This is a genomic window from Streptosporangium lutulentum, from assembly GCF_030811455.1.
GTDB lineage: Bacteria > Actinomycetota > Actinomycetes > Streptosporangiales > Streptosporangiaceae > Streptosporangium > Streptosporangium lutulentum.
Genome location: NZ_JAUSQU010000001.1, coordinates 1486733 through 1507289 on the forward strand (window position 1 = coordinate 1486733; position 20557 = coordinate 1507289).

The window sequence follows — 20557 nt, forward strand, 5'->3', positions numbered from 1 at the left end:
CCCGCGAGAACACGAGAAGCCCCGCCGGACGGACTCAGGGAAGATCTGAGAAGAATCCGTGAGGCGGGGCTTTCGGCGGCGTCGGCGGGTCGTCGAACCCGCTGGGGAGGTCGCCTGACGTCTCCGGGGGTGCTCAGAGGAAGTCCGGTCCGGATGGTCGTGGGCGAGTCTCCGCGAGAGCCTCAGTGGGCCTGCGCGAACTGCTCCTCTTCCGTGGAGCCCCGCAGGGCCGTGGTGGAGGAGTCCGGTGCGATGGCGGTGCTGACCAGATCGAAGTATCCGGTACCGACCTCGCGCTGGTGGCGGGTGGCGGTGTAGCCGTGCGCCTCGGCGGCGAACTCTGCCTCCTGAAGCTCGACGTAGGCGCTCATCCCCTCCCCGGCGTAACCCTGGGCGAGGTTGAACATCGAATAGTTGAGCGAGTGGAAGCCCGCCAGCGTGATGAACTGGAACTTGTAGCCCATGTGACCGAGTTCGCGCTGGAACTTGGCGATGGTGGCGTCGTCGAGGTGCTGCTTCCAGTTGAAGGAGGGGGAGCAGTTGTAGGACAGCATCTGGTCCGGATACTCCGCCTTGACGGCCTCGGCGAACGTGCGGGCCACATCCAGGTCCGGGGTGGAGGTCTCCATCCAGAGCAGGTCGGAGTGGGGCGCGTAGGCCAGGCCGCGGGCGATGCAGGCGTCGACGCCGTTGCGGACGCGGTAGAAGCCCTCCGCGGTGCGCTCCCCGGTGGCGAAGACCTGGTCGCGCGGATCGACGTCGCTGGTCAGCAGCGTCGCGGCCTGAGCGTCGGTCCGCGCGATGACCAGGGAGGGGACGTCCAGCACGTCCGCCGCGAGGCGGGCGGCGTTGAGGGTCTTGATGTGCTGACCGGTCGGGATCAGCACCTTGCCGCCCAGGTGACCGCACTTCTTCTCCGAGGCGAGCTGGTCCTCCCAGTGCACGCCGGCCGCACCCGCGGCGATCATGCCCTTCATCAGTTCGAAGGCGTTCAGCACGCCGCCGAAGCCCGCCTCGGCGTCGGCCACGATCGGGGCCAGCCAGTACGGGGCGTTCTCCTCACCCTCCGACCAGGTGATCTGGTCGGCGCGGAGCAGCGCGTTGTTGATGCGCCGCACGACGGCCGGGACCGAGTTGGCCGGGTAGAGGCTCTGGTCCGGGTAGGTCTGCCCTCCGAGGTTGGCGTCGGCGGCGACCTGCCAGCCGGACAGATAGATCGCCTTGAGGCCGGCCTTGACCTGCTGAACGGCCTGGTTGCCGGTCAGCGCGCCGAGCGCGTGCACGTAGTCCTCGTTGTTGAGCAGGTCCCACAGCCGCTCGGCGCCGAGCCGGGCGAGGGTGTGCTCCTCCTGGACGGAACCGCGTAACCGGACCACGTCCTCGGCGGTGTAGGTCCGTTCGATGTCCTTCCAGCGGGGGTTGGTCTCCCACTCGTGCCGCAGCTCGTCTGCGGCTCCCTTGAGGCGATCATTCATTGGTTAACTCCTTTTCGTCCCCTGGGTGCCCTGCTCTGAGTGTGTGCCCCCGTTTAAAGGGGCGAATAGGTCAACTTGGGCGTAAGAAATGAAATTTTTCTTATGAGGTGAATACTGTGCGGTATTCGACGGAGAAGAAATCAAGAGTTTTCTCTATGGACTAGACCAATCCGAAGGAGACGGATGCCGGCGTCCGCGGCGTGTTGAAATTTCTTCCGAAATTTCGCTTAGCATCGTGGTATGGCATCTTTGGTCGGTGAAGAACCGCTTTCCTTGACGCAAGAACTCGATCTCATCGCGTTCGGCCAGCGCCTGAGACACCTGCGCAAGCAACGCGGTCTCACCCTCTCCGACCTGGGCGAACGCGTCAGCCGGGCGCCCAGCCAGCTCTCCCTGCTGGAGAACGGCAAGCGCGAGCCGAAACTGTCGCTCCTGAAATCCCTCGCCACCGCCCTCGGCGTGCCGGTCGAGGAACTGCTCCGCCGCCAGGCCCCCAACCGGCGGGCGCAACTGGAGATGGCCCTGGAGGAGGCGCAGCGCGACCCGCTGTACGCGGGACTCGGCCTGGCCAGGCTGAAGGTCTCCGCCCGCGTCCCCAACGACGTGCTCGAACACATCCTCGGCCTCTACGGCGAGCTGCGGGCGCGCCAGGCCAGGGGGACCGCCACCCCCGAGGAGGCGCGGGCCGCCAACGCCGAGCTCCGCCGCAAGCAGCGCGAGCAGGACAACTACTTCGCCGAGATCGAGCAGTCCGCGGCCGAGGCGCTCGCCGCGGTCGGTTACCGCACGGGCGCGTTGTCGCAGAGCACCGTCCAGGCGCTGGTGGCCCACTTCGGCTACACCGTGCAGACCGTTCAGGACCTGCCGCACACGGTCCGCTCCATCTCCGACCTGCGCAACCGGCGGATCTACGTCAAGCACGAGCAGGTCGGCATGCACACCCCGCGCACGATCCTGCTGCAGACGCTCGGCCACCTCTCCCTCGGACACCACAAACCCCGTGACTTCGCCGACTTCCTGCGCCAGCGGACCGAGGCCAACTACTTCGCCGCCGCCGTCCTGGTGCCCGAGGCCGCCGCTGTGCCGTACCTGAGGGAGGCCAAGGAGGACCGGGCGCTGAGCGTGGAGGACCTGCGGGACGTCTTCGCCGTCTCCTACGAGATGGCCGCGCACCGCTTCACCAACCTGGCCACCCGGTTCCTCGACCTGAAGTGCCACTTCGTCCGCAACAACGCCGACGGGATCATCTACAAGGCCTACGAGAACGACGGCATCGTCTTCCCCGCGGACGAGCAGGGCGCCATCGAGGGCCAGCGGATGTGCCTGGAGTGGTCGGGGCGGCAGATTTTCCTGTCGCCCGACAGGTTCTCCGTCCTCTACCAGTACTCCGACTCACCCACCGGCACCTACTTCTGCGTCGCCCACGTCGACCCCTCCAGGGAGCGGGACTTCGCCATCACGCTCGGCGTGCCGTACCGCGAGTCACGCTGGTTCCGCGGCCGTGAGACCACCAACCGCACCAAGTCGGACTGCCCGACCGGTGACTGCTGCCGCCGCCCGCCCGCCGAGCTCACCCAGCGCTGGGAGGGCTACGCCTGGCCGTCGGCCCGCGGCAACTCGCACATCCTCGCGGCGCTGCCGCCCGGGTCCTTTCCCGGAGTGGACGAGGCGGACGTCTACACCTTCCTGGAGCGTCACGCGCTCAGCTGACACCCCTCCGCCGGGACCTCGCGGGCGGCTCGCGGCCACCGTCGCCGGAACGGCGAGCCGTCACGCGCCCGGCTGGGAGCGCGAAAGCCTGAGCGACGGGTGACCGTAGAACTGGTAGGCCGCCAGGGTGGCGGGTGACTGGCAGCGCAGGGACCGCAGGACCTCGGCCGGGAGCTCGCCGCCGAGGTAACGGCCGTAGAACCCCTGCGCGAGGCCGCCGCCGAGGGGGTCGGCGGACCAGAGCGGGGCCACGACCCCGCCCGCGCCCGCGAGCAGGAACGTCCACGGATCGCCGGTGCCCTCCAGGAAGACGAAGGGATCGCCGTCCAGGTCCTGGCTCAGGGCCGTGGGCGCGGAGTCGCCGGCCGCGAAGTGGACGATGTCCGGTGATCGGCCGAACAGGCTCAGGACCTCGCCGAGCAGGGGAGCGACCTTCGTGGCGCCGTAGGCGGTGACCAGCGGGTGAGGGGTGTCCGCCTCGGCGTACACGACCGCCATGCTGTCGCCCCTCACCCGCGAGGGCGGGGGCAGTTCGGGACGCCGCCCTCCGATGGGCCAGCGGCCGGTCACCGTCTGGCAGTTCAGATAGCGGGGAACGGAGGCGTCGACGGGTTGCTCCAGAGCGGCCAGCTCCCAGGGGACGTGCGGTTCCTGAGAGAGGATCAGCACGCTCGGGCGGCGCGGCGCCACCCGTCCGGCCACCGCGTTCAGCAGCTCCCAGAATCCCCTCGGGACCTTCGAGGCGATCTGACGCCCCAGCTCCTCGGAGAGGTGGCCCCGCTCCGTGAGGCGCCGCCCGAACTCCGAGGTCCGCACGCCGAGCTCGCAGCTCTCCGGCTGGTCGGGGGTGAGGAAGTGCGGGGACCGGTAGGTCCACCACAGTCGTCCAGGCTGGTCGCCGTGGACGATGACCACCGTGACGTCCGCGGGCTCCTCCGCGCCGGCCAGCCGGACCCGGGTGCCCGCGACCGGCTCGGGAGGGTCGTCCCGGCCGAGCTTGCCGGGGGAGCCGAGGACCGAGATCGGGCGCACGCCGAAACCGGTCACCTCGCCGCGCACCGCGTGGATCGCCTGGATCTGCCGGACCGTCTCCGGCTGCTCCTGCGGAAGGGCGACCAGGCTGATCGTCGTCTTCGGGTACGGCGAGGCGTCGTCGGCGCGGAGCTGGACCCGCCATCCGCGGGGTGCCTCGAACCCCTCCGCGATGATCTGGACGTCCAGGTCGACGGGCTCTCCGGAGGACGGGGCCGTCATGCCCTCCTGGCCCTGCTCGGGGGAGAGGCCGACCCCCACCTCGATCCCCCAGCCCCCGACCACCTCGGGCGGGGCCTCGATCAGCGGAAACGCGTTCTGATTCCGCCGGTCGGCGGGGGCGGCGTCCTTCTCCCCGCGGCGCCTGCGGAACACGTCGGCCAGTCGGCCGATCATCGAGGGGCCACGGTCGGCGGCCGGTGGCGAGGGGGGCTCGGGCTGGGTGGGCGGAGAGGAGTGCGCTCCGCCGGGCCGCGGCCGGTCGGGGGCGGCCGATCCGTTCGACGGGTTTCCCGGCGGTGAGCCGGGACTCGCGGCGGCCGGTGGCCGGTCGGGATCGGCGGAGTCCGTGAGCGAAGGGACCAGCTCCTCGGCGGTGACGTGGTCGTTCAGGCGGAGCAGGGCGGAGAGCCGCTCCCAGGCGGGGCCGTACTGGGCGACGAGCATGATGACGGCGTCGGCGAGCGGCCCGGGAGGCTGCTTGCCCTCTTCGGCCAGGAGAAAGTCCAACCGGCCGCGGAGCTCTTCGGACGTGGTGCCCATCAGGCGGTCGAGCTCATCACGGACGGTGTGCGCCGCCCTCATCACGGCTACCGGGTTCATCCCGCTCCCTTGCTGCGATCTGGATTGATCTTCCCACCTTCGCGGCGGGGACGGGAGCCGGTACTCGTTGCGAATCGGCGCCACATAAGGTGATACCCGTAAGTTCCGAGGTGATGGGAAGGATGGGCCGTGCTGCCTGAAGCGGGGGCATGGTTGCGTGGGCGCACATCATCATCGGATGACTGGTCGTTGGCGTGGCTGATGGAAGCCAAGGGAGACGTGACGGTCAGTGTCGTGCTCCCCGCCCGCGACGAGGAGGGGACGGTCGGGGAGATCGTCACCGCGATCCGGCGCGACCTGATGGAAGCCGTCCCGCTCGTCGACGAACTGGTGGTCATCGACTCCCGTTCCGTCGACGAAACCGCCGTGCGCGCCGCGCGGGCCGGGGCCAGGGTGATCGCTCAGGACGAGATCCTGCCCGATCTGAAACCGCTGGACGGCAAGGGGGAGGCGCTCTGGAAGTCCCTCGCCGTGACCTCCGGTGACCTGCTGGTCTTCATCGACGCCGACCTGCGCGAGTTCCGCACGTCCTTCGTGACCGGACTGCTCGGCCCGCTGTTCGACGACCCGGGCGTGGTCTACGTCAAGGGCTGCTACGACCGGCCCCTGCAGAACGTGCAGAGCGGCGGCGGCCGGGTCACCGAACTCGTCGCACGGCCTCTGCTCAACCTGCACTGGCCGCTGCTCGCCGGGTTCGTGCAACCCCTCGCGGGGGAGTACGCCGGGCGCAGGTCCGTGCTGGAGCGGGTCCCGTTCGTCACGGGCTACGGCGTGGAGCTGGGCCTGCTGATCGACCTGCTCGACCTCGCCGGACTCGACGCCCTGGCCCAGGTCGACCTGGGCCGTCGCGTCCACTCCCACCAGTCCACCGAGGCGCTGGGCGGCATGGCCGCCCAGATCCTGCAGACCTCCTGGTCCCGGCTGGAACGCCAGAACAAGATGGTCTCCCTGCACACGCCCTCCACCCGCCTGGCCCAGTTCCGCCGGGACACCGACGGCGAGAGCCGGTCGGGCGGTTCGGGCGGGCACCACGCGACCGTCCGCGACGTGGCCGTCGCCGAACGCCCACCGATGATCACCGTCCCCGGCTACCACCCCCGGCGGACCGGCTGAAAGGCATCACCCCGGCCCGGCCGCGTGTGAACCACGGCGACCGCGTGTGAACCACGGCGACCGCCGACGCGGTCGCCTGGATCCGGCCGGCGCCGTCGTCGGCGACGGACATCGGCCCACGCCCGGCCATGAGCCGTCACCGACAACGCCGACCGGATCGAGGGCGGCGGCACTCCGCCCCGCGGAGACCTTCACCTACACGGTCAGATCGTGGAGAAACGACCGTAGTGGCCGCCGAGACGCTCGTGGTAGCCGGCCTCCTTGTAGGTGGTCACGTTGAACTCCGGGGCGTCCTCGATCTCCTTCTTGGTGCATCCGACGTAGATCTTGCGCTCCGGAGGGTCGATCCGGGTGATCGTGCCGGCGGGCAGCACGATCTTCTTGTCGAAGACCCAGAAGCCGATGTCGACGACCACGTAGCTGTCGTCCGCCATGGTGCTCTCTTCCTCCACCAGGCCGATTTTCCCGTCGGTGGCCTCCACGTCGAAGCCGATGAGGTCCAGTGTCTGGTCGCCGCCGTAGACGTCGGAACGGTACGTCCATATGTTTTCGCTCGCCATGTTCAAACTCTTCTCACCTGAGAGGGACCTCACACCTGTCTCGTCTACCCGCCGAGGCCCAGCTAAACGAGCCGAGTAGAAGATCAACTGTAACCCGCCGGCCGTGCCCGGCCCGCCGGGTCGAGGCTCATGCCTTGCCGCGTCCGGAGAGCCGCCGGCTCGCGAAGGCGACGGCGAGGCTCACCCCGGCCACACCCAGGTAGATCCAGTGCGGAGTCGGCTCACCGCCGGAAGCGCCGGACGAAGGCGTGGCGACGGTCACCGGAGGGCGGGTGGCCGTACCGAGAGCGGTGAGGAGTTCGGCGGTGAGCGGCTCCCCGTTCTGCGTCCCGTCCTCCGTGCGCAGAGGGGCTCCGCCCGGACGGACCATCCGGTTGCCCGCGCACAGCGAGGTGTGCAGGGCCACGCCGGGATCGACCGCGAACAGGCCGGACTCGCCCGCGGAGGCGAACACCAGATAGCGCGATCCGGCGGTGAAGCGGTATCCGCACGCGGCCTCGTCGGCGTTGGTGGCCACCTCGAACTCGGCGCTCGCCTTCCCCTTGTAGACCTGGTCGGCCCGGAAGGTGTAGACGACCGGCGGGGTGGGACCGAGCGGGTCGCCGTCGAGCTTGCGGGCGGCCGTCATCGTCCCGGTGAAGACGGCGGCGGACTCCTTCACCTGCTCCGCCGGCTCAAGGGGGGCGCAACTGCAGGCGCACGCCGTACCGGGAGCGATCATCAGGGTCGCGGTGACAAGCAGCAGGATGACGAGCAGCCGATGTCTCATGCCCTCATGACGTACGTCTCCCCGGGGCGGTTCGATGACGGGGGTCGCCCGGTGCTCACGTGCGGTCGGGAGTCACGGGTGTTCACGTGCGCGGGCGGAGCCGGGGGGTTCCGGGTGTTCACGTGCGCGGATCGTCGCGTCGGACGTCGTCCCGTTCCCCGTTTCGCGCCCGCTGCCCTGGAGGCCGGGCGGTGGGCGCTCCCCGGCCCGCCTCGACGCGGCGAGCGGCCAGGTGCCCGGGGTCCGGCCAGCGCACGCCGTACGCCCAGCCCGCTCGTTCGAGCCAGCGGATCAACCGGGCGCTCGGGTCCATCTGGCCTTTGAGCACGCCGTGCCGGGCGCAGGTCGGTTCGACGTGGTGCCAGTTGTGCCAGCCCTCACCGAGGGTCAGGAACGCCACCCACCGGACGTTGGACGACCGGTCCCTGGTTGTGAAGGGACGCTCGCCGAAGGTGTGGGCGACGGAGTTCACCGACCAGGTCACATGGTGCACCACGGCGTAGCGGACCAGCCCGCCCCAGAAGAGGGCGGTCCACACGCCGGTCCACGACATCGTCCACAGCCCTCCCGCCGCGGCGGGCAGCAGGAAGGACAGCGCCGCGACGGCCGGGTAGGCGGAGTCGAACCGCCGGACGTCCGGGTCGGCCAGCAGGTCCGGTACCCAGTGCTGCCGGACGGAGCGGTGGCGCGCGGTGTAGAACCAGCCGACGTGGGCGTGCGCCATGCCTCGCAGCAAGGCCGGGCCGCTGTCGCCGTACCGCCACGGCGAGTGCGGATCGCCGGCCCGGTCGGCGTATTTGTGGTGGCGGCGATGCTCGGCCGCCCACAGCGTGACCGGGCCTTCGAGCGCCATGCCGCCGGCCAGCATGAGTGCGATGCGCAGTGGTCTGCGGCACTTGAAGGCCCGATGGGTGAAGTGCCGGTGGTAGCCGACGGCGATCCCGAAGACGCTGACCAGGTACATGACGACGGCGATGACCGCGTCGTGTGGCCCGATCCCCCATCCCCAGAGGGCGGGAACCGCCACGGCCAGGGTCAGCACCGGCAGGATGACGAGGGCGACCAGATAGGCGGTGCGGCGCCCGGTCGTGACCGCCGCGGTCTCGGCCGTTCCCGGCTCCGGCTGACCTGGTGGGAAGGCCGACGTGGTCACGCTACCCCCTGCGGTCGGCGAAGACCGTCCGATGCGCGGTCCGGTCGCCCATTCAACGGGCGGGCCGCGGGGCGGCGGGAGTTGCCTGGAAGTGACAAGTCGATTACCACGTGAAGTCGGGCCGATACATTGCGTGGCCATGGTGGGGTAATGTTTCGCCCGCTCGGAGTGTGGCTACGGAAAGTGATGATCTCTGTTCGTTCCGGCTTCGGCGGCCGGTTCACGGGTGAGACGGAGGGTCCTGCGGCATGAGTGTTGTCGAAGCGACTACGGGCGGCCATCTGGAGAGATACGACGCGGTCCTGGCGCGTGATCCGATGTCCGCGCTCGCCCTCGTCCGGGAATGGATGCGCACGGACTGGCGTGCCCTCTTCGCGGAGCTCCGTGACCAAAGGCCGATCTTCGTCACGCCCGCCTTCACCGTGGTGACCCGTTTCGCCGACGTCACCGAGGTGCTCTCCCGTGAGGAGGTCTTCACGGTCCGGGCCTTCGGCCCGCGCCTGGACGCGGCGCTGGGCGGGCCGTTCATGCTCGCCAGGGACGCGACGCCGATGAACTGGCGGGAGAAGGGGCTGATGCAGGTCATGCTCGCCCCCCAGGACGCGGCGAGCCTGCGCGGGCTGGCGGGGCGGATCGCGGACGAGGCCCTGGACGCCGCGTCGGGGCGAGGGCGGATCGAAGCCGTCGGCGAGCTCTTCCGGCACGTCGCCCTGCGCGTGTGCGGCGAGTACTTCGGCTTCCCCGGCCCCACGCCGGAGACCCTGTCGAGGTGGACGAGAGCCGTGATCACCGATGGCTTCGCCAACTTCCAGGGCGACCCGGCGATCCAGGCGGAGTCGGTCCGCGCGGGAAGGGAGATGATGCACTACCTGCGCGGCCTGCTCGCCGAACGCCGGGCCGCCATGGAGGCGGGGCCGGTGCCGGATGACGTCTTCACGCGCCTCATCCGGACGACGCTTCCGGCCGAGGTCGACGTCGGAGACGAGCGAATACTGATCAACATGGCCGGGCTGCCCCTCGGGTTCGTGGAGAGCGGGCCGGGAGCCATGGTGGAGGCGGTGGAGCAGATCATGCTCCGCCCGCAGGTGCGGGCGGAGGCCGTCGACGCCGCCGCGGATCCGGATCCCGCCCGCTTCGACCGCTACGTCTGGGAGGCGCTGCGGTTCAGCCCGTTCTTCAAACTGCTTCCACGGGTGTGCGAGCGCGACCACGTCCTCGCCGCCGGCACCCCGCGCCGGACGGTCATCCCCGCGGGGACGTTCGTGCTCGCCGCCCCGGCCTCGGCCATGTTCGACGCGGACGTGGTGGAGGAGCCGGACGATTTCCGCCCCGGCAGGCTGGAGCACCACCGGCTGTACTTCGGTCACGGCCATCACGCGTGCCTCGGCGTGCACCCCGCCAGAGCCGTCATCTGCGAAGTCGTGCGCCGCCTGTTCCTGCGCCCCGGGGTGCGCCTGCTCCCGCCGCCGGACGGAGTGATCGTCCGCGACCACGGCATCTTCCCCGACCGGTTCGTCCTGGGACTCGGCTCGGACGGAAGGGAAGCGTGACGGTGGCACCCGTCGCCGGAGCCACGCGAACGCCGCCGGAGGCGCTCGACCGCGTCGTTTTCGAGAATCCGCGACCGCGTCTCGTGGGCCTGCCCGGACAGGAGGAGCCGTGAGCGGCGGGGAAGCCTCCGAGAGCCCTCACCACTCCGGCGTCCACGGGAAGGCCGACCAGGTCAGGGCCGCGAAGCTGCTGCGTTCCGCGGCCCGCGAGCTGGCGGACATCGGGGTGGCGGTCCAGGAGGCGTCCGTTCACGTCACGGCGGCGCTCACCGACGGCGCCGTGCTCGGTTCCCTGCTGCGCGCTCCGGCGGGGGGATACCGGACGCATCGCGCGCTGCTCCGCGCGGTGACGAACCGGAAGGGACTCGGATACGCGGTCGCCGGAGGCCGGCTGGGCGGCCTGGCGGCCAGGCTCGGCGGCATGGTCGGCGCGGAAAGCGTGGCCGTCCTCATCCTGGCGACCTCGTTGCGGTTGCGGATCACCGCCGTGACCCTGGACCATCCGGAGCTGGCCGACGATCCGTTGCTGAGCAGGCTCATCGAAGCGGTAAGTGCCGACCGCGACGTCGAGTCGCTCCGAGCGCTGCGCGCCTTGCTGAAGGACCGCGGCGCGGTACGGACTCTCAGCGAGCTCGCCCCGGTCTTCGGCGAGGTTCTCGCTCTGCGGGCACTGCTGGACGAGAATCCGCTCAACGACACCACCGCGTGGCTGATCGCGACCGGAAAGGGATATGCCAGCGCCGATCCGATCATCGGCATGAGCAACAGGGCCATAGCGGCCCTCGACAGGGGGGAGGGGGCCGTGCGCCGGCTGGAGCTGGACTCCGGCGAGGCCGCGCGGCTGAGATCGGAGGGCTCGTTGCTCGACTTCCTCCTCAACATCGCCGTCATCGGCACGACCGGGCGGATACTCATCCAGAGCGTGACGGGTCCGGACGGGGTGACGCGCCACGTCGTCCAGGCGCCCGGCATGAGACCCGGCAGGCCCGACAACGACTCTCCGCAGGACCTGCTCGGCGCCTTCAGCAGCGTCGTGCTCGACAGCAGCCCCTACAGCCGCGCACTGATCAAAGCCATCGACGACTTCGGCGTTCCGCGGGGAGACGAGATCGCCCTGATCGGGCACAGCGCCGGCGGTGCGGCGATCATGAATCTGGCGCAGGACACGGAGTTCTGCGCCCGCTACACCGTCACCCACGCCGTGGCCGTCGGATCGCCGATCGACTTCAAGAAACCGGTGGACCCCCGAACCTGGGTCGCCAGCGTCACCAACCAGCACGACATCATCCCGACCCTGGACGGGCAGGGCGCGGGTAACTGCTTCGACCTGCACCCCGACTGGTACGTGGTGGACTACTTCGACTCGACGCACCTGTTCCCGATCTGCCACGGCATCGAGCACTACACCGCCAACCTCGCGAACGATCTGCCCGAGGCCCGCGACCGGATCGACCGTCGGCTCACGCCGTATCGGGGCACGGTCACCCGCTCACAGGCCTACCTGCTGTTCGACCGTGTCCCAGACCGCATGTGACCGAAGGAGCATCCGGATGCCCGCCGTTTCCGAAGTGATCGCCGTCCATGCCGGGATCCTGCGATCCGACGCCCGGGTGCTCACCGAGTGCGCCGAACGCCTCCGCGAGATCGAGGCCCGGCTGGGCGGGGAGGGTGTCGCGCCCGGCTGGCTGCGGGAGACCGTGAAGGCCCACATCGACGCCTGCGTCGTGGCCTCCGGTGACCTGGCCGAGGCCGCGACCCGGCTGCGTGCCCACGCCGATCAGGCGCGTCGCCGACCGCCGCGGTGACGCCGGCATCCCGCGGCTCGTGACGCGACCGGCCCGGAATCGCTTCCGGCCGCACGGTGCGAACGGCACCTGTGCGGACGGACGCGAAGTCCTTCACGGAGCGGTCCGAGCCCGGGACGGCGTGCCGTTACCGGTAGGCGTAGACCCTGGGGGCCGGAAGGTTGACCTGGAGTTCCCTGCGGTTGCCGTCGGCGTCCCACAGCGCTCTGTACGCCTGGACGTTCTTCTGCCCGGCCTTCACCCGATGATCGAACACCACCCAGTTCACCGGCTTGAAATAGTTCTGGATCTCATCCGGTGTGGTGAGGGAGCCGGTGTAGCGGTAGGTGCTGTGGTCGGCGGGCAGCAGGGCCTTGAGGTCGATGTCGTGGAGGGTCTTGGACGCGCCCGGCGCGGGCGGGGACGCGATCAGGCGGTCGAGCTCGGACGGCTTGGAGAGGTTCGCGGAGTCGATGAGAACCGAGAAGACCACGTAGGCCTTCGGCAGGGTCGCCCTCTCGTGGACCAGGTGCGCCTCCAGGGGAGCGAAGGGCTGGCCCGCGAACTTGTGCTCGGCATGGCCGTGGAAGTGCACATTGCTCAAGTTGTACCGCTCGCCGTTGAAGGTGACGTACGGCTGGGGATCCTGGCTCGCGATGACGAACCGGACGTCGTCATGCTCGCTTGGCTGGCCGCCGAGCGGCGGTTTGTCCTGGAAGAGAACTGTCCCGTCCACGCTGTGCGGGTAGTGGATGGCGAGGGTGGACCGGTTGCCCGGGCACGCGGCCGAACGGTCGATCTCGATGGGGCTCTCGACGGCTTCGTCGGTTCCGGTGCTCTGGCATCGGGGTTTGTCGTGGGCCTGTGCGGAGGTGGAGAATCCGGCGAGGAGGAGCGGGATGGCGGCGGTTGCCGCTATCCGGGCAAGGCGACGGCGCAACGGTGGCCTTTCATATGCGGGGGGCGCCCAATGCGTAACTTGTGGAGATCAGATGGGTCTCACGCGCATTTGGGCGACATAAGGGGCGTCGGACACAGTAACCGAAAAGTGATCACCTTTGACGCGCTGAGCCGAGATCAAAACGACCACAAGTAAGCGGTCGTTTACCCGTGGCCGAGACGTCGCGCTCGGTGACGGGAGGCGTCCGGCGCGAGGCCGGGCCGGGCGCCGGACGCTCGAGTCCGGAGACGTCCGCCGATCGCGGGGAGCGGCGGGTTCACGAGGCGGACGGGCGGGTGGCGCGGTCTCTCGTCCGCTCTGACGTCAGGTCCTGCCCTCCGGTCGCGGTTCGAATGCGCGTTCGCCGGAGAGAGGGCTCACCCCCTTTTTCGAAAGAGAGTTCGCTGATCGGGGCGTAAGGGCCTGGTGTGTTCTCCGGTTGCGGAATACTTGCTGCCTGACATGACAGATTCAACGGATGGCCGCAGAGCACTGGACCTGGACGCGCTGGCGGTCGGCGACCGGTTCCAGCTGTTCAACTTCACGCGCAGAGACGATCACGTCGCCTACCTGTGGGTGCTCCGGGCGATGGATCGCCTGCGGGCGGTGCATCGGGTTCAGGTCGACAGCGAGGACGTCGCGGCGGCCTTACGGGAGCTGGCGTCGATCCACGACGAGGTCCCTCAGCTGGACGCGGCCCTGCGGAACCGGCTGGACGCCCTGGCCGACGACAAGATCATCCACCGGCTTGAGGACGCCTCCCGGGCCGGGACGCTGGCGCGCTACCGCAACAGGCAGTCGGTCTACCAGTTCAGCGAGCTCGGCTACCGGGCGTTCACCGCGGTGGAGGATGTGCTCGCCGTCAGGGTCCGCGACGTCAACCTGTCCCGGCTGGTGTTCTCGGACATCCTCGACGACCTCCGGTCGCTGGCCACGGCGAACCGCAGTGGCGACGAGGACCAGGTCTACCGGCGGCTTTCCCGGCTGGACCAGGTCATGGAGGACATGGTCCGCCGGTCCGCCCGGTTCCACGTGACGCTCGGCGAGATCGTCACCTCGACCGAGGCCTCGCCGGAGCTGTTCCTCCGCTACAAGAACGCCCTGCTGACGCACATGAGCGATTTCATGGCGGAGCTCGACCGTTACCTGCCCCGGCTGGACCGGGCCGTGCGGGAGGTCGAGGCCAGCGGTGTCAACACGATGCTGATCAGGGCGGCCGAGGCCGACGACAGGCCGTTCCTGAGCGACCTCGAGCGGATCGAAGACTGGAAGCGCCGGTGGGAGGCGCTTCGCGCCTGGTTCACCGCGATGCCCGGCTCCGCGTTCGGAGCGGCGGAGCTGCGCCGTGCGACCAGGTCCGCGGTGTCAGGCGTGATCGCCCTGCTCCGGCAGCTCACCGAAGCCCAGCGCGGCGGTGTGAACAGGGCCTCCGAGCTGAGGCACCTCGCTGAGTGGATCTACAACACGCCGGACGAGGACGCCGCCTACGCGCTGACGACGGCCGCGTTCAACCTGAGTTCGGCGCGGCATCTCGGTGGAGCCCACGATGACGCCGAGCAGATCTCGCCGCGGGCCACGTGGTGGAACGCGCCAGGCATCGAGGTCGCCCTCACGCCGTTCCGGACGGGCAGGCAGGCCGGTCCGGGGCTTCCACAGCCGGTCCGCACCGACACGGGGGTACGAGCGGATCTGCGGCGGCGGCAGCTCGCGGCCAGAGCCGCCGAGCGCGAGGCCGCCCAGGGCCTCACCGCGAACGGAGCCCACGGCCGGGTTCTCGACGAGGCCGAGACCCGCGTACTGCTGGCCCTGCTGACCCGCGCGCTGGAAGCCCGCTCGGTGGTCGCGGGCCGGTTGGCGTCCGGGTCCGGAGGTGACGACACCGTGGTGATGAGACTCGTGCCGGAGCCGGAGGGCAGCAGCGTCCGCACCCCTCACGGCACGCTGCACCTGCCCGGATTCGCCCTGGAGATCGTCCCGCGTTCCGGGAGGGCACATGGCTGAACCACAGGCGGCGGCGGATGTCCAGATCGGCGACCTCGGCGCCTACCAGGACGCGGTGCGGCTGGTGCTCACCAGCGATCTGATCACGGTGGTTCACCCCCGGCCCGGGATGCTGGACCGGGTACTGCCCTGGGCCGACCAGCTCACCCGGGATTTCCGCGAGCTGTTCGGCTACACCCTGATCGCGACGACCCATCAGGTGCGGTTGATCCGCCGGCTCGACACTCTGAACCCGTCACGAGTGAAGATCTTCACGAACAGGGCGGGCAGGGCGTTCGACCGCAGACGGCTGGCCTATCTCTGCCTGGTGCTCGGGTCCTTCCAGAGGTCACGGGTGGAGATCAGCCTGGCCGACCTGGTCCGCCTGTTCGGCCCGGTCGCCAACTCCATCGAAGGTCTCGGCTTCGATCCGGTCGTCCCCGGGCACAAGGGGGCGGTGGTGGACGTGCTCGGCTGGCTGGTGGAGCGCGGAGCGCTGCGGTTGTCCGACGGGTCGGCCGAGGCGTGGGCACGCGGCGACGGCGGAGATGCCGACGCCCTGTACGACATCGACCACGACATCTGCGCGACGATCTTCAGGCCCGCTCGCCCCGTGCAGCATCTGACCAGCGCGGCGGGGCTGCTGGAGGGCTGGGGGGGTTCTGCCGAGAGACGGGCGCGCAGGCTCCTGCTGGAGCAGCCGGTGGTCTACTACGCCGACCTCGACGCGGAGACGGCCGCGGTGCTCCGGCGCGACGACGTCGTGGAGAACCTGGCCCGGCTCACCGGTCTGGTCGTGGAACGCCGGGCGGAGGGCGTCCTGCTCGCGGATCCGGGCGGAAGGTTCACCGACAGGCCTTTCCCGGGCAGGGGCGGGGTGGTCAACCGCGCGGCCGGACTCCTCCTCGCGAGGTTCGCCGACGTCCTGGAGGAGCCGGGCGCGCTCGGAGCGGTGGAGCCTCCGGCGGAGGCCGACCTACAGCAGGATCTGCTCCTGCGGATCGACTCCGCGCTGCCGCGGGCCGGTGTCGTACACGATCTGGCGTGGTCGTCGGCGGAGCGGGCTCCCGCGCCACCGCAGCGCCCCGAACGGCTGGTCCTGGTCGAACGGCACAGGCTGGAAATCCTGATCGAGGAGCTGTACGAACAGTTCGGCGCGGCCTCCTTCACCGGAGCCTGGCAACAGGACCCGCTGGGGCTCCTCGACGCCGCGCTCCTCCTGCTCACGGACCTGCGCCTGGTGCGCCCCGTTCCCGGCGGGGTGCTGCTGCTTCCGGCGGCGGTCCGCTACCGCAACATCACCCTGGCGATCCCGGCACCGCCCGAGGGCCAGCTCGACGTCTTCGAAGGAGGTTCGGTGTGACGCGGTTCAGGCCGTCCCGGGCCGGATTGATCAACATCTGGGACTACACGGACGAGGAGTTCGTGTTCGCGGACGGCAGGCTGGTGCTGCGCGGGCACAACGGCTCCGGGAAGACCAAGGCCCTGGAGGTGCTGTTTCCCTTCGTCCTGGACGGAGTGGTCGACGCTCGCCGGCTGGATCCCTTCAGCGGCGAGAACCGCACGATGAAGTCCAACCTCCTGTACCGGGGACAGGAATCGGAGTACGGATTCGTCTGGATGGAGTTCGCGGCGGCCGGACGGACCGTCACACTGATCATCGCGCTGCGCGCCCACAAGGACCGGCCGGCGGTCAAGACGTCCTTCTTCGTGACGGCCAAACGGCTCGGGATCGACTTCGGGCTGCTCTCCGAGGATTCCCGGCCGCTGACCGAGCAGCAGCTGAAGCGGGTCCTTGAACCCGAGGCGTGGTACGACAGCGCCACCGACTACCGGGACGCCGTCGACGCCGCGCTCTTCGGTCTCGGGCGAGAACGCTACACGCAACTGCTCGACCTGCTGCTCGCGCTGCGCAGGCCGTTGCTGGCCAAGGACCTCGATCCGGGGAAGGTCTCCGACACCCTCACCGCGGGGCTGAGCCCCGTCACCGAAGACCTCGTCGAGCAGGCCGCCCGCGACTTCGAGAACCTCGCGGCGGTCCAGCGGCTGGTCGACGACCTGACCTCGGCCGACGGCGCCGCCCGTGCCTTTCTGGGGTGTTACGCCGACTACCTCAGGGTCAATGCGCGCTTCCACCTCGACCGGATCGGAACGCGCACCGAGCAGGTGGTGGGACACGCCACCGCGATCGCCGAGGCACGGGCCGAGATGCGCCGTGCGGGCGCCGCCCAGGACGAGGCCAAGGAGGCCCGCAGGGTCGCGGGCGTCGAGCAGAACAGGCTCGTCGGCAGGCTGGAGGGCCTCAAGAAGCACGAGGCCTACACCGCTCAGGGCCAGCTCGACAGCCTGCGCGGGCAGGTCGGCCAGGGAGCCCAGGAGATCGCCAGGGAGCGGGAGGCGAACGCCAGGGCCGCCGCGCACATCGTGGATCTCGACCGCGAAGCCGGCGAGGTCGAGCGGCAGCTCAAGAACGCTCGCGAGGCGGTCGGCCGGCAGTCCTCCGACATGGCCGAAGCCGCCGGGCTCGCCGGGCTCACCGTCCCGGACGACGGTGACCTGCGGGAGGCCCGTGCCCAGGCCACCGCCCGTCTGGAGGACGTCGAGGACGTACGGCGACGGCTCGCGACGCTTGGCGAGGCGGAGCGGGACCGCGGGCACGCGGAGCAGGCCCTGCAGAAGGTGGATGCGAAGATCGAGGCCGGCGAGCGGGCCTGCGAGAGTGCCGAGCGGGAGCTTGCCGAAGTCCGGGCTCGGGCGGAGGAGGACCTGCGCGCCTGGGCGGGCAGGTGGTCCGGGGATCACCCGGATCCCGTGGCGAGTGCCACCGACGTCGCGGTCCTCGTCGAGAGCCTGGCTCACCTGGGGGAGGCCGGGGCTCCGAGCCTCGGCGAGGTCTTCGGAGACCTGACCGAAGCACGGCGCACGGCGCTCGTCACCCAGGTGGCCGGGCTGGAGACCAAACTGGGTGAGCTCGCGGCGGAGCTCGAACGGCTCACCGCGTCGCGGGACGAGGTCGCGGCCGAACGCGACGACGCGCCCCCGCTCGCGGCCACCCGCCACGCCGCCCGGGACGAACGGCCGGGAGCCGCCCTCTGGCAGCTCGTCCGGTTCGCCGACGGGGTCCCGGACACCGAGGCCGCGGCCGTGGAGGGGGCGCTGGAGGCGGCCGGACTGCTCACCTCCTGGATCCACCCCGATCCGAGGCTCACCGAGGCCGCCCTGGAGATGGCCGAAGCCGACACCTACCTGCTGCCGGCGCCGGCCGGGCGGCGGCCGGCGGGACGAACCCTGGCGAGCGTCCTGGTTCCCGAAGAGCAGGGTCCGGTTCCCGCCGAGATCGTCTCCGACGTGCTCGGCTCGATCGCGCTGACCGACGAACTCACCGTCACCTCCCCGGCGCCCGCGATCAGCGGGCGGGGGCAGTTCAGCTCCGGGATTCACCTGGGCGCGCAGCCCAAGGCGGCGCCGGAGTACATCGGCGCCACCCACCGTACGACTCGGAGAAAGGCGAGGATCGCCGAATACGAACGACGGATTCAGGCCGGGTCCCAGGAGCGGGCGCGCGGCGAGGCGGAGCGTGACGCGCTCCAGCGGCGCCTGGACGACATCGGCCGAGCCCGGGTCGAGCTACGGCCCATGGCCAAGAACCTTCTCAAGACCACAGCCGTGCTGGCCGAGAAGTCGACGCTGCTGGCGGCCGCGCGGATGGAGCGCTTCGAGGCCGCGACCGTTCTGGACGGCACCACGGCCGAGGTGGACGCCGAGCGGCGCAGGCTCCGGCAGACCGCCGCGGACCGGAACATGCCCTCCGACGCGGCGGAGGTCGAGACGATCGCCCGGGCGATCGCCGATTTCACCAGGGCGGCGGAGGGGCTCGGCCAGAGGCTCACCGGAGTCGAGACCCTGGGACAGGACCTCGCCGGGCGTCGCCGTACGATCGCGCGCCTCGACACGGAGCACAAGAACGCCTCCGCGGCCCTCGTGGAGAAGGAGGAGGCACACCTGGGCGCGGCGGAGCGGCTGGCCGCCCTGGAGGAGACGCTGAGCGCACCGCTCCAGGAGATCCTGGGTCAGATCGGCGAGGCGGAGCGGTCGCTGAGCGAGGCCAAGGCCACCTGGCAGGCCGAGGACGAGCGCGCCCGCAGGGAGCACGACGCCCTGGTCAAGGCCGAATCGACGTACGAGCACGGCGGGATCTCCCTCCGGGAGGCACTGAGGGAACTGCTCGATCAGCTCGCGTCGTTCGCGCCGTTCGCGCATGCGGACCTGCGGCCGGTCCTCGACATCGGGGTCGCGCCGTCCTGGCCGGACCGTACCCGGTGGGCCCCGCCCGAGCAGGTCGCCGCCGAGATCGTCGAACGACTGTCCGAGCAGGAGGCCGCCCTGGCGGTCGGTTCCGTCCTGCCGGACGGCACGGCCGAACTCCTCGGCCTCTATGACGCGGCCACCAGGGGCCGGTCGGCGGGGGAGACGGCCCGCAAGGGCGTTCGCGACCGGATGACGGAGGCGCTCAAGGAGTTCAACGACGCGCTCAACGCCTGCGAGGAGGACTACCGGCTCGACTGGGAGCCCGGAGACTCCGTGGTCGTCGTGCAGGTCCTCGACGCCGACGGCCGCCACCCGGTGGCCGAGTTCGCGCGGCGCATCGCCGACCGCGCGGAAGAGCAGGGATTCCTCCTGGAAGAGCGGGAGCGGACCGTCTTGGAGGACGAGCTGCTGGCCGGCCTGTCCCAGCAGATCTTCGACCGGGTCTTCGTGGCCAGAGACCTGGTCAAGGGCATGGACGCCGACACCAGATCCAGGCCGATGTCGACCGGTACGACGGTGGGCATTCGCTGGGTCGTGTCCGACAAGATCACAGATCTGCAGAAGGAGGTCTCCGAGCTGCTGGGACAGGAGGGTCTCGGCTCCGAGCAGCTGGCCGGTCTGCGCCGCCTTCTGCGGAAGATGATCCACGAGTATCGGGCCGGACACCCCAGGGCGACCTACAGGGAGGTGCTCTCCACGGTCCTGGACTACAGGACCTGGCGCTCCTTCGAGCTGCGGCTGAAGGTTCCCGGAGAGGACGACGTGAAGCTGAGCAAGAAGCGTCACTCCCAGATGTCGGGAGGGGAGAAGTCCGCCGCGATCCACCTGCCGCTGTTCGCCGCGGCGAACGCCATCTACTCGTCCGCTTCGAGCACCTGCCCCCGGATGATCGCGCTCGACGAGGCGTTCGCCGGCATCGACGACGTCTACAAGCCGGACCTGCTCGGGCTCACCGTACGGTATGACCTGGACGTGTTCATGACGGGCCATGACCTGTGGGTCCGGTATGCCACGGTCCCCGCGGCGGCCCACTACGACATGCACAGCGACAAGGCCTCCCACACGGTCTCGGCGATGCTCGTCCTGTGGGACGGAAGCGAGCTCATCGACTCCGGGGCGGGGTTCTCCGGCAACGACGAACTGGCCAGGGAACTGCTGGGGTTCGCCCCCACCCGACGCGTGCCGCTCGAGGCCGGCCTGCTGGAGTCGGCGGAAGGACTCGACGAGGACAAGGACGAGGAGACAACGGCCCCGGTCTGAAGGCCAGGGCTTGAGGTGTCGCACGGACGTCAGAGTCACGATCACGCTGTGACCGGTAGGCCCGTCCCCAGGGGGTGGAAAAAGGTTCACTGCTACGCGCT

General features: G+C 70.1%; 14 protein-coding genes. 8 read left to right on the top strand and 6 right to left on the bottom strand.

Going from position 1 to position 20557, the window contains the following annotated elements; translation table 11 throughout:
- Window positions 1–182: 182 nt before the first annotated feature.
- Entirely contained in the window at window positions 183–1475 is a 1293-nt protein-coding gene (gene aceA, locus J2853_RS06195; protein WP_307555863.1) for an isocitrate lyase, read from the bottom strand.
- A 240-nt stretch (window positions 1476–1715) separates the two neighbouring features.
- Between aceA and J2853_RS06200 the strand changes: the two genes are divergently transcribed.
- Window positions 1716–3185: a helix-turn-helix domain-containing protein gene (locus J2853_RS06200; RefSeq protein ID WP_370879198.1), complete on the top strand. Its 1470-nt coding sequence runs from the start codon at window positions 1716–1718 to the stop codon at window positions 3183–3185.
- 60 nt (window positions 3186–3245) lie between these two features.
- On the opposite strand, the gene J2853_RS06205 is transcribed toward J2853_RS06200, so the two are convergent.
- A complete protein-coding gene (locus J2853_RS06205; protein ID WP_307555867.1) occupies window positions 3246–5039 on the bottom strand; it encodes a CHAT domain-containing protein in 1794 nt (597 codons plus the stop codon).
- Between the two features lie 129 nt (window positions 5040–5168).
- On the opposite strand from J2853_RS06205, the gene J2853_RS06210 reads away from it, so the two are divergent.
- Window positions 5169–6152 carry a glucosyl-3-phosphoglycerate synthase gene (locus tag J2853_RS06210; RefSeq protein WP_307555869.1) on the top strand — a complete coding sequence of 328 codons (984 nt, stop codon included), beginning with the start codon at window positions 5169–5171 and terminating at the stop codon, window positions 6150–6152.
- A 203-nt stretch (window positions 6153–6355) separates the two neighbouring features.
- Here J2853_RS06210 and J2853_RS06215 read toward each other — a convergent pair whose 3' ends face one another.
- From J2853_RS06215 to J2853_RS06225, 3 genes are all read right to left on the bottom strand, one after another.
- Entirely contained in the window at window positions 6356–6712 is a 357-nt protein-coding gene (locus J2853_RS06215; protein ID WP_307555871.1) for a PRC-barrel domain containing protein, read from the bottom strand.
- A 127-nt stretch (window positions 6713–6839) separates the two neighbouring features.
- A complete protein-coding gene (locus J2853_RS06220; protein ID WP_307555873.1) occupies window positions 6840–7481 on the bottom strand; it encodes a hypothetical protein in 642 nt (213 codons plus the stop codon).
- A 118-nt stretch (window positions 7482–7599) separates the two neighbouring features.
- Window positions 7600–8634 carry an acyl-CoA desaturase gene (locus tag J2853_RS06225; protein ID WP_307555875.1) on the bottom strand — a complete coding sequence of 345 codons (1035 nt, stop codon included), beginning with the start codon at window positions 8632–8634 and terminating at the stop codon, window positions 7600–7602.
- Window positions 8635–8882: 248 nt separating this feature from the next.
- Here J2853_RS06225 and J2853_RS06230 point away from each other — a divergent pair, with 248 nt between their 5' ends.
- The 3 genes from J2853_RS06230 to J2853_RS06240 all read left to right on the top strand — a co-directional run bounded on the left by J2853_RS06230 (window position 8883) and on the right by J2853_RS06240 (window position 11989).
- Entirely contained in the window at window positions 8883–10184 is a 1302-nt protein-coding gene (locus tag J2853_RS06230) for a cytochrome P450 (protein ID WP_307555877.1), read from the top strand.
- A gap of 109 nt (window positions 10185–10293) precedes the next feature.
- Window positions 10294–11718, top strand: coding sequence for a hypothetical protein (locus J2853_RS06235; RefSeq protein WP_307555879.1), 1425 nt, complete (start codon window positions 10294–10296; stop codon window positions 11716–11718).
- 16 nt (window positions 11719–11734) lie between these two features.
- Window positions 11735–11989, top strand: coding sequence for a hypothetical protein (locus tag J2853_RS06240; RefSeq protein WP_307555881.1), 255 nt, complete (start codon window positions 11735–11737; stop codon window positions 11987–11989).
- 127 nt (window positions 11990–12116) lie between these two features.
- Here the strand turns inward: J2853_RS06240 and J2853_RS06245 are convergent, their stop codons facing one another.
- Entirely contained in the window at window positions 12117–12908 is a 792-nt protein-coding gene (locus tag J2853_RS06245; protein ID WP_307555884.1) for a carbonic anhydrase family protein, read from the bottom strand.
- Between the two features lie 462 nt (window positions 12909–13370).
- Here J2853_RS06245 and J2853_RS06250 point away from each other — a divergent pair, with 462 nt between their 5' ends.
- Genes J2853_RS06250 through J2853_RS06260 form a run of 3 tightly spaced genes read left to right on the top strand, consistent with a single transcriptional unit; the run spans window position 13371 to window position 20456 of the window.
- Window positions 13371–14909 (top strand): TIGR02677 family protein, encoded by a 1539-nt coding sequence (locus J2853_RS06250; RefSeq protein WP_307555886.1) that lies wholly within the window; start codon window positions 13371–13373, stop codon window positions 14907–14909.
- Window positions 14902–16251: a DUF2398 family protein gene (locus J2853_RS06255; protein WP_307555888.1), complete on the top strand. Its 1350-nt coding sequence runs from the start codon at window positions 14902–14904 to the stop codon at window positions 16249–16251. Before J2853_RS06250 ends, J2853_RS06255 begins: the two co-directional genes overlap by 8 nt.
- Complete coding sequence (locus J2853_RS06260) at window positions 16248–20456, top strand: SbcC/MukB-like Walker B domain-containing protein (protein ID WP_307555890.1); 4209 nt, start codon at window positions 16248–16250, stop codon at window positions 20454–20456. Before J2853_RS06255 ends, J2853_RS06260 begins: the two co-directional genes overlap by 4 nt.
- Window positions 20457–20557: the final 101 nt, after the last annotated feature.

Excerpts from the sequence above, each read along its gene's own strand:
- J2853_RS06215 (WP_307555871.1), bottom strand. The coding sequence starts at position 6,712 with ATGGCGAGCGAAAACATATGGACGTACCGTTCCGACGTCTACGGCGGC.
- J2853_RS06255 (WP_307555888.1), top strand. The coding sequence starts at position 14,902 with ATGGCTGAACCACAGGCGGCGGCGGATGTCCAGATCGGCGACCTCGGC.
- J2853_RS06205 (WP_307555867.1), bottom strand. The coding sequence starts at position 5,039 with ATGAACCCGGTAGCCGTGATGAGGGCGGCGCACACCGTCCGTGATGAG.
- J2853_RS06200 (WP_370879198.1), top strand. The coding sequence starts at position 1,716 with ATGGCATCTTTGGTCGGTGAAGAACCGCTTTCCTTGACGCAAGAACTC.
- J2853_RS06230 (WP_307555877.1), top strand. The coding sequence starts at position 8,883 with ATGAGTGTTGTCGAAGCGACTACGGGCGGCCATCTGGAGAGATACGAC.
- J2853_RS06240 (WP_307555881.1), top strand. The coding sequence starts at position 11,735 with ATGCCCGCCGTTTCCGAAGTGATCGCCGTCCATGCCGGGATCCTGCGA.
- J2853_RS06220 (WP_307555873.1), bottom strand. The coding sequence starts at position 7,481 with ATGAGACATCGGCTGCTCGTCATCCTGCTGCTTGTCACCGCGACCCTG.
- aceA (WP_307555863.1), bottom strand. The coding sequence starts at position 1,475 with ATGAATGATCGCCTCAAGGGAGCCGCAGACGAGCTGCGGCACGAGTGG.
- J2853_RS06250 (WP_307555886.1), top strand. The coding sequence starts at position 13,371 with ATGACAGATTCAACGGATGGCCGCAGAGCACTGGACCTGGACGCGCTG.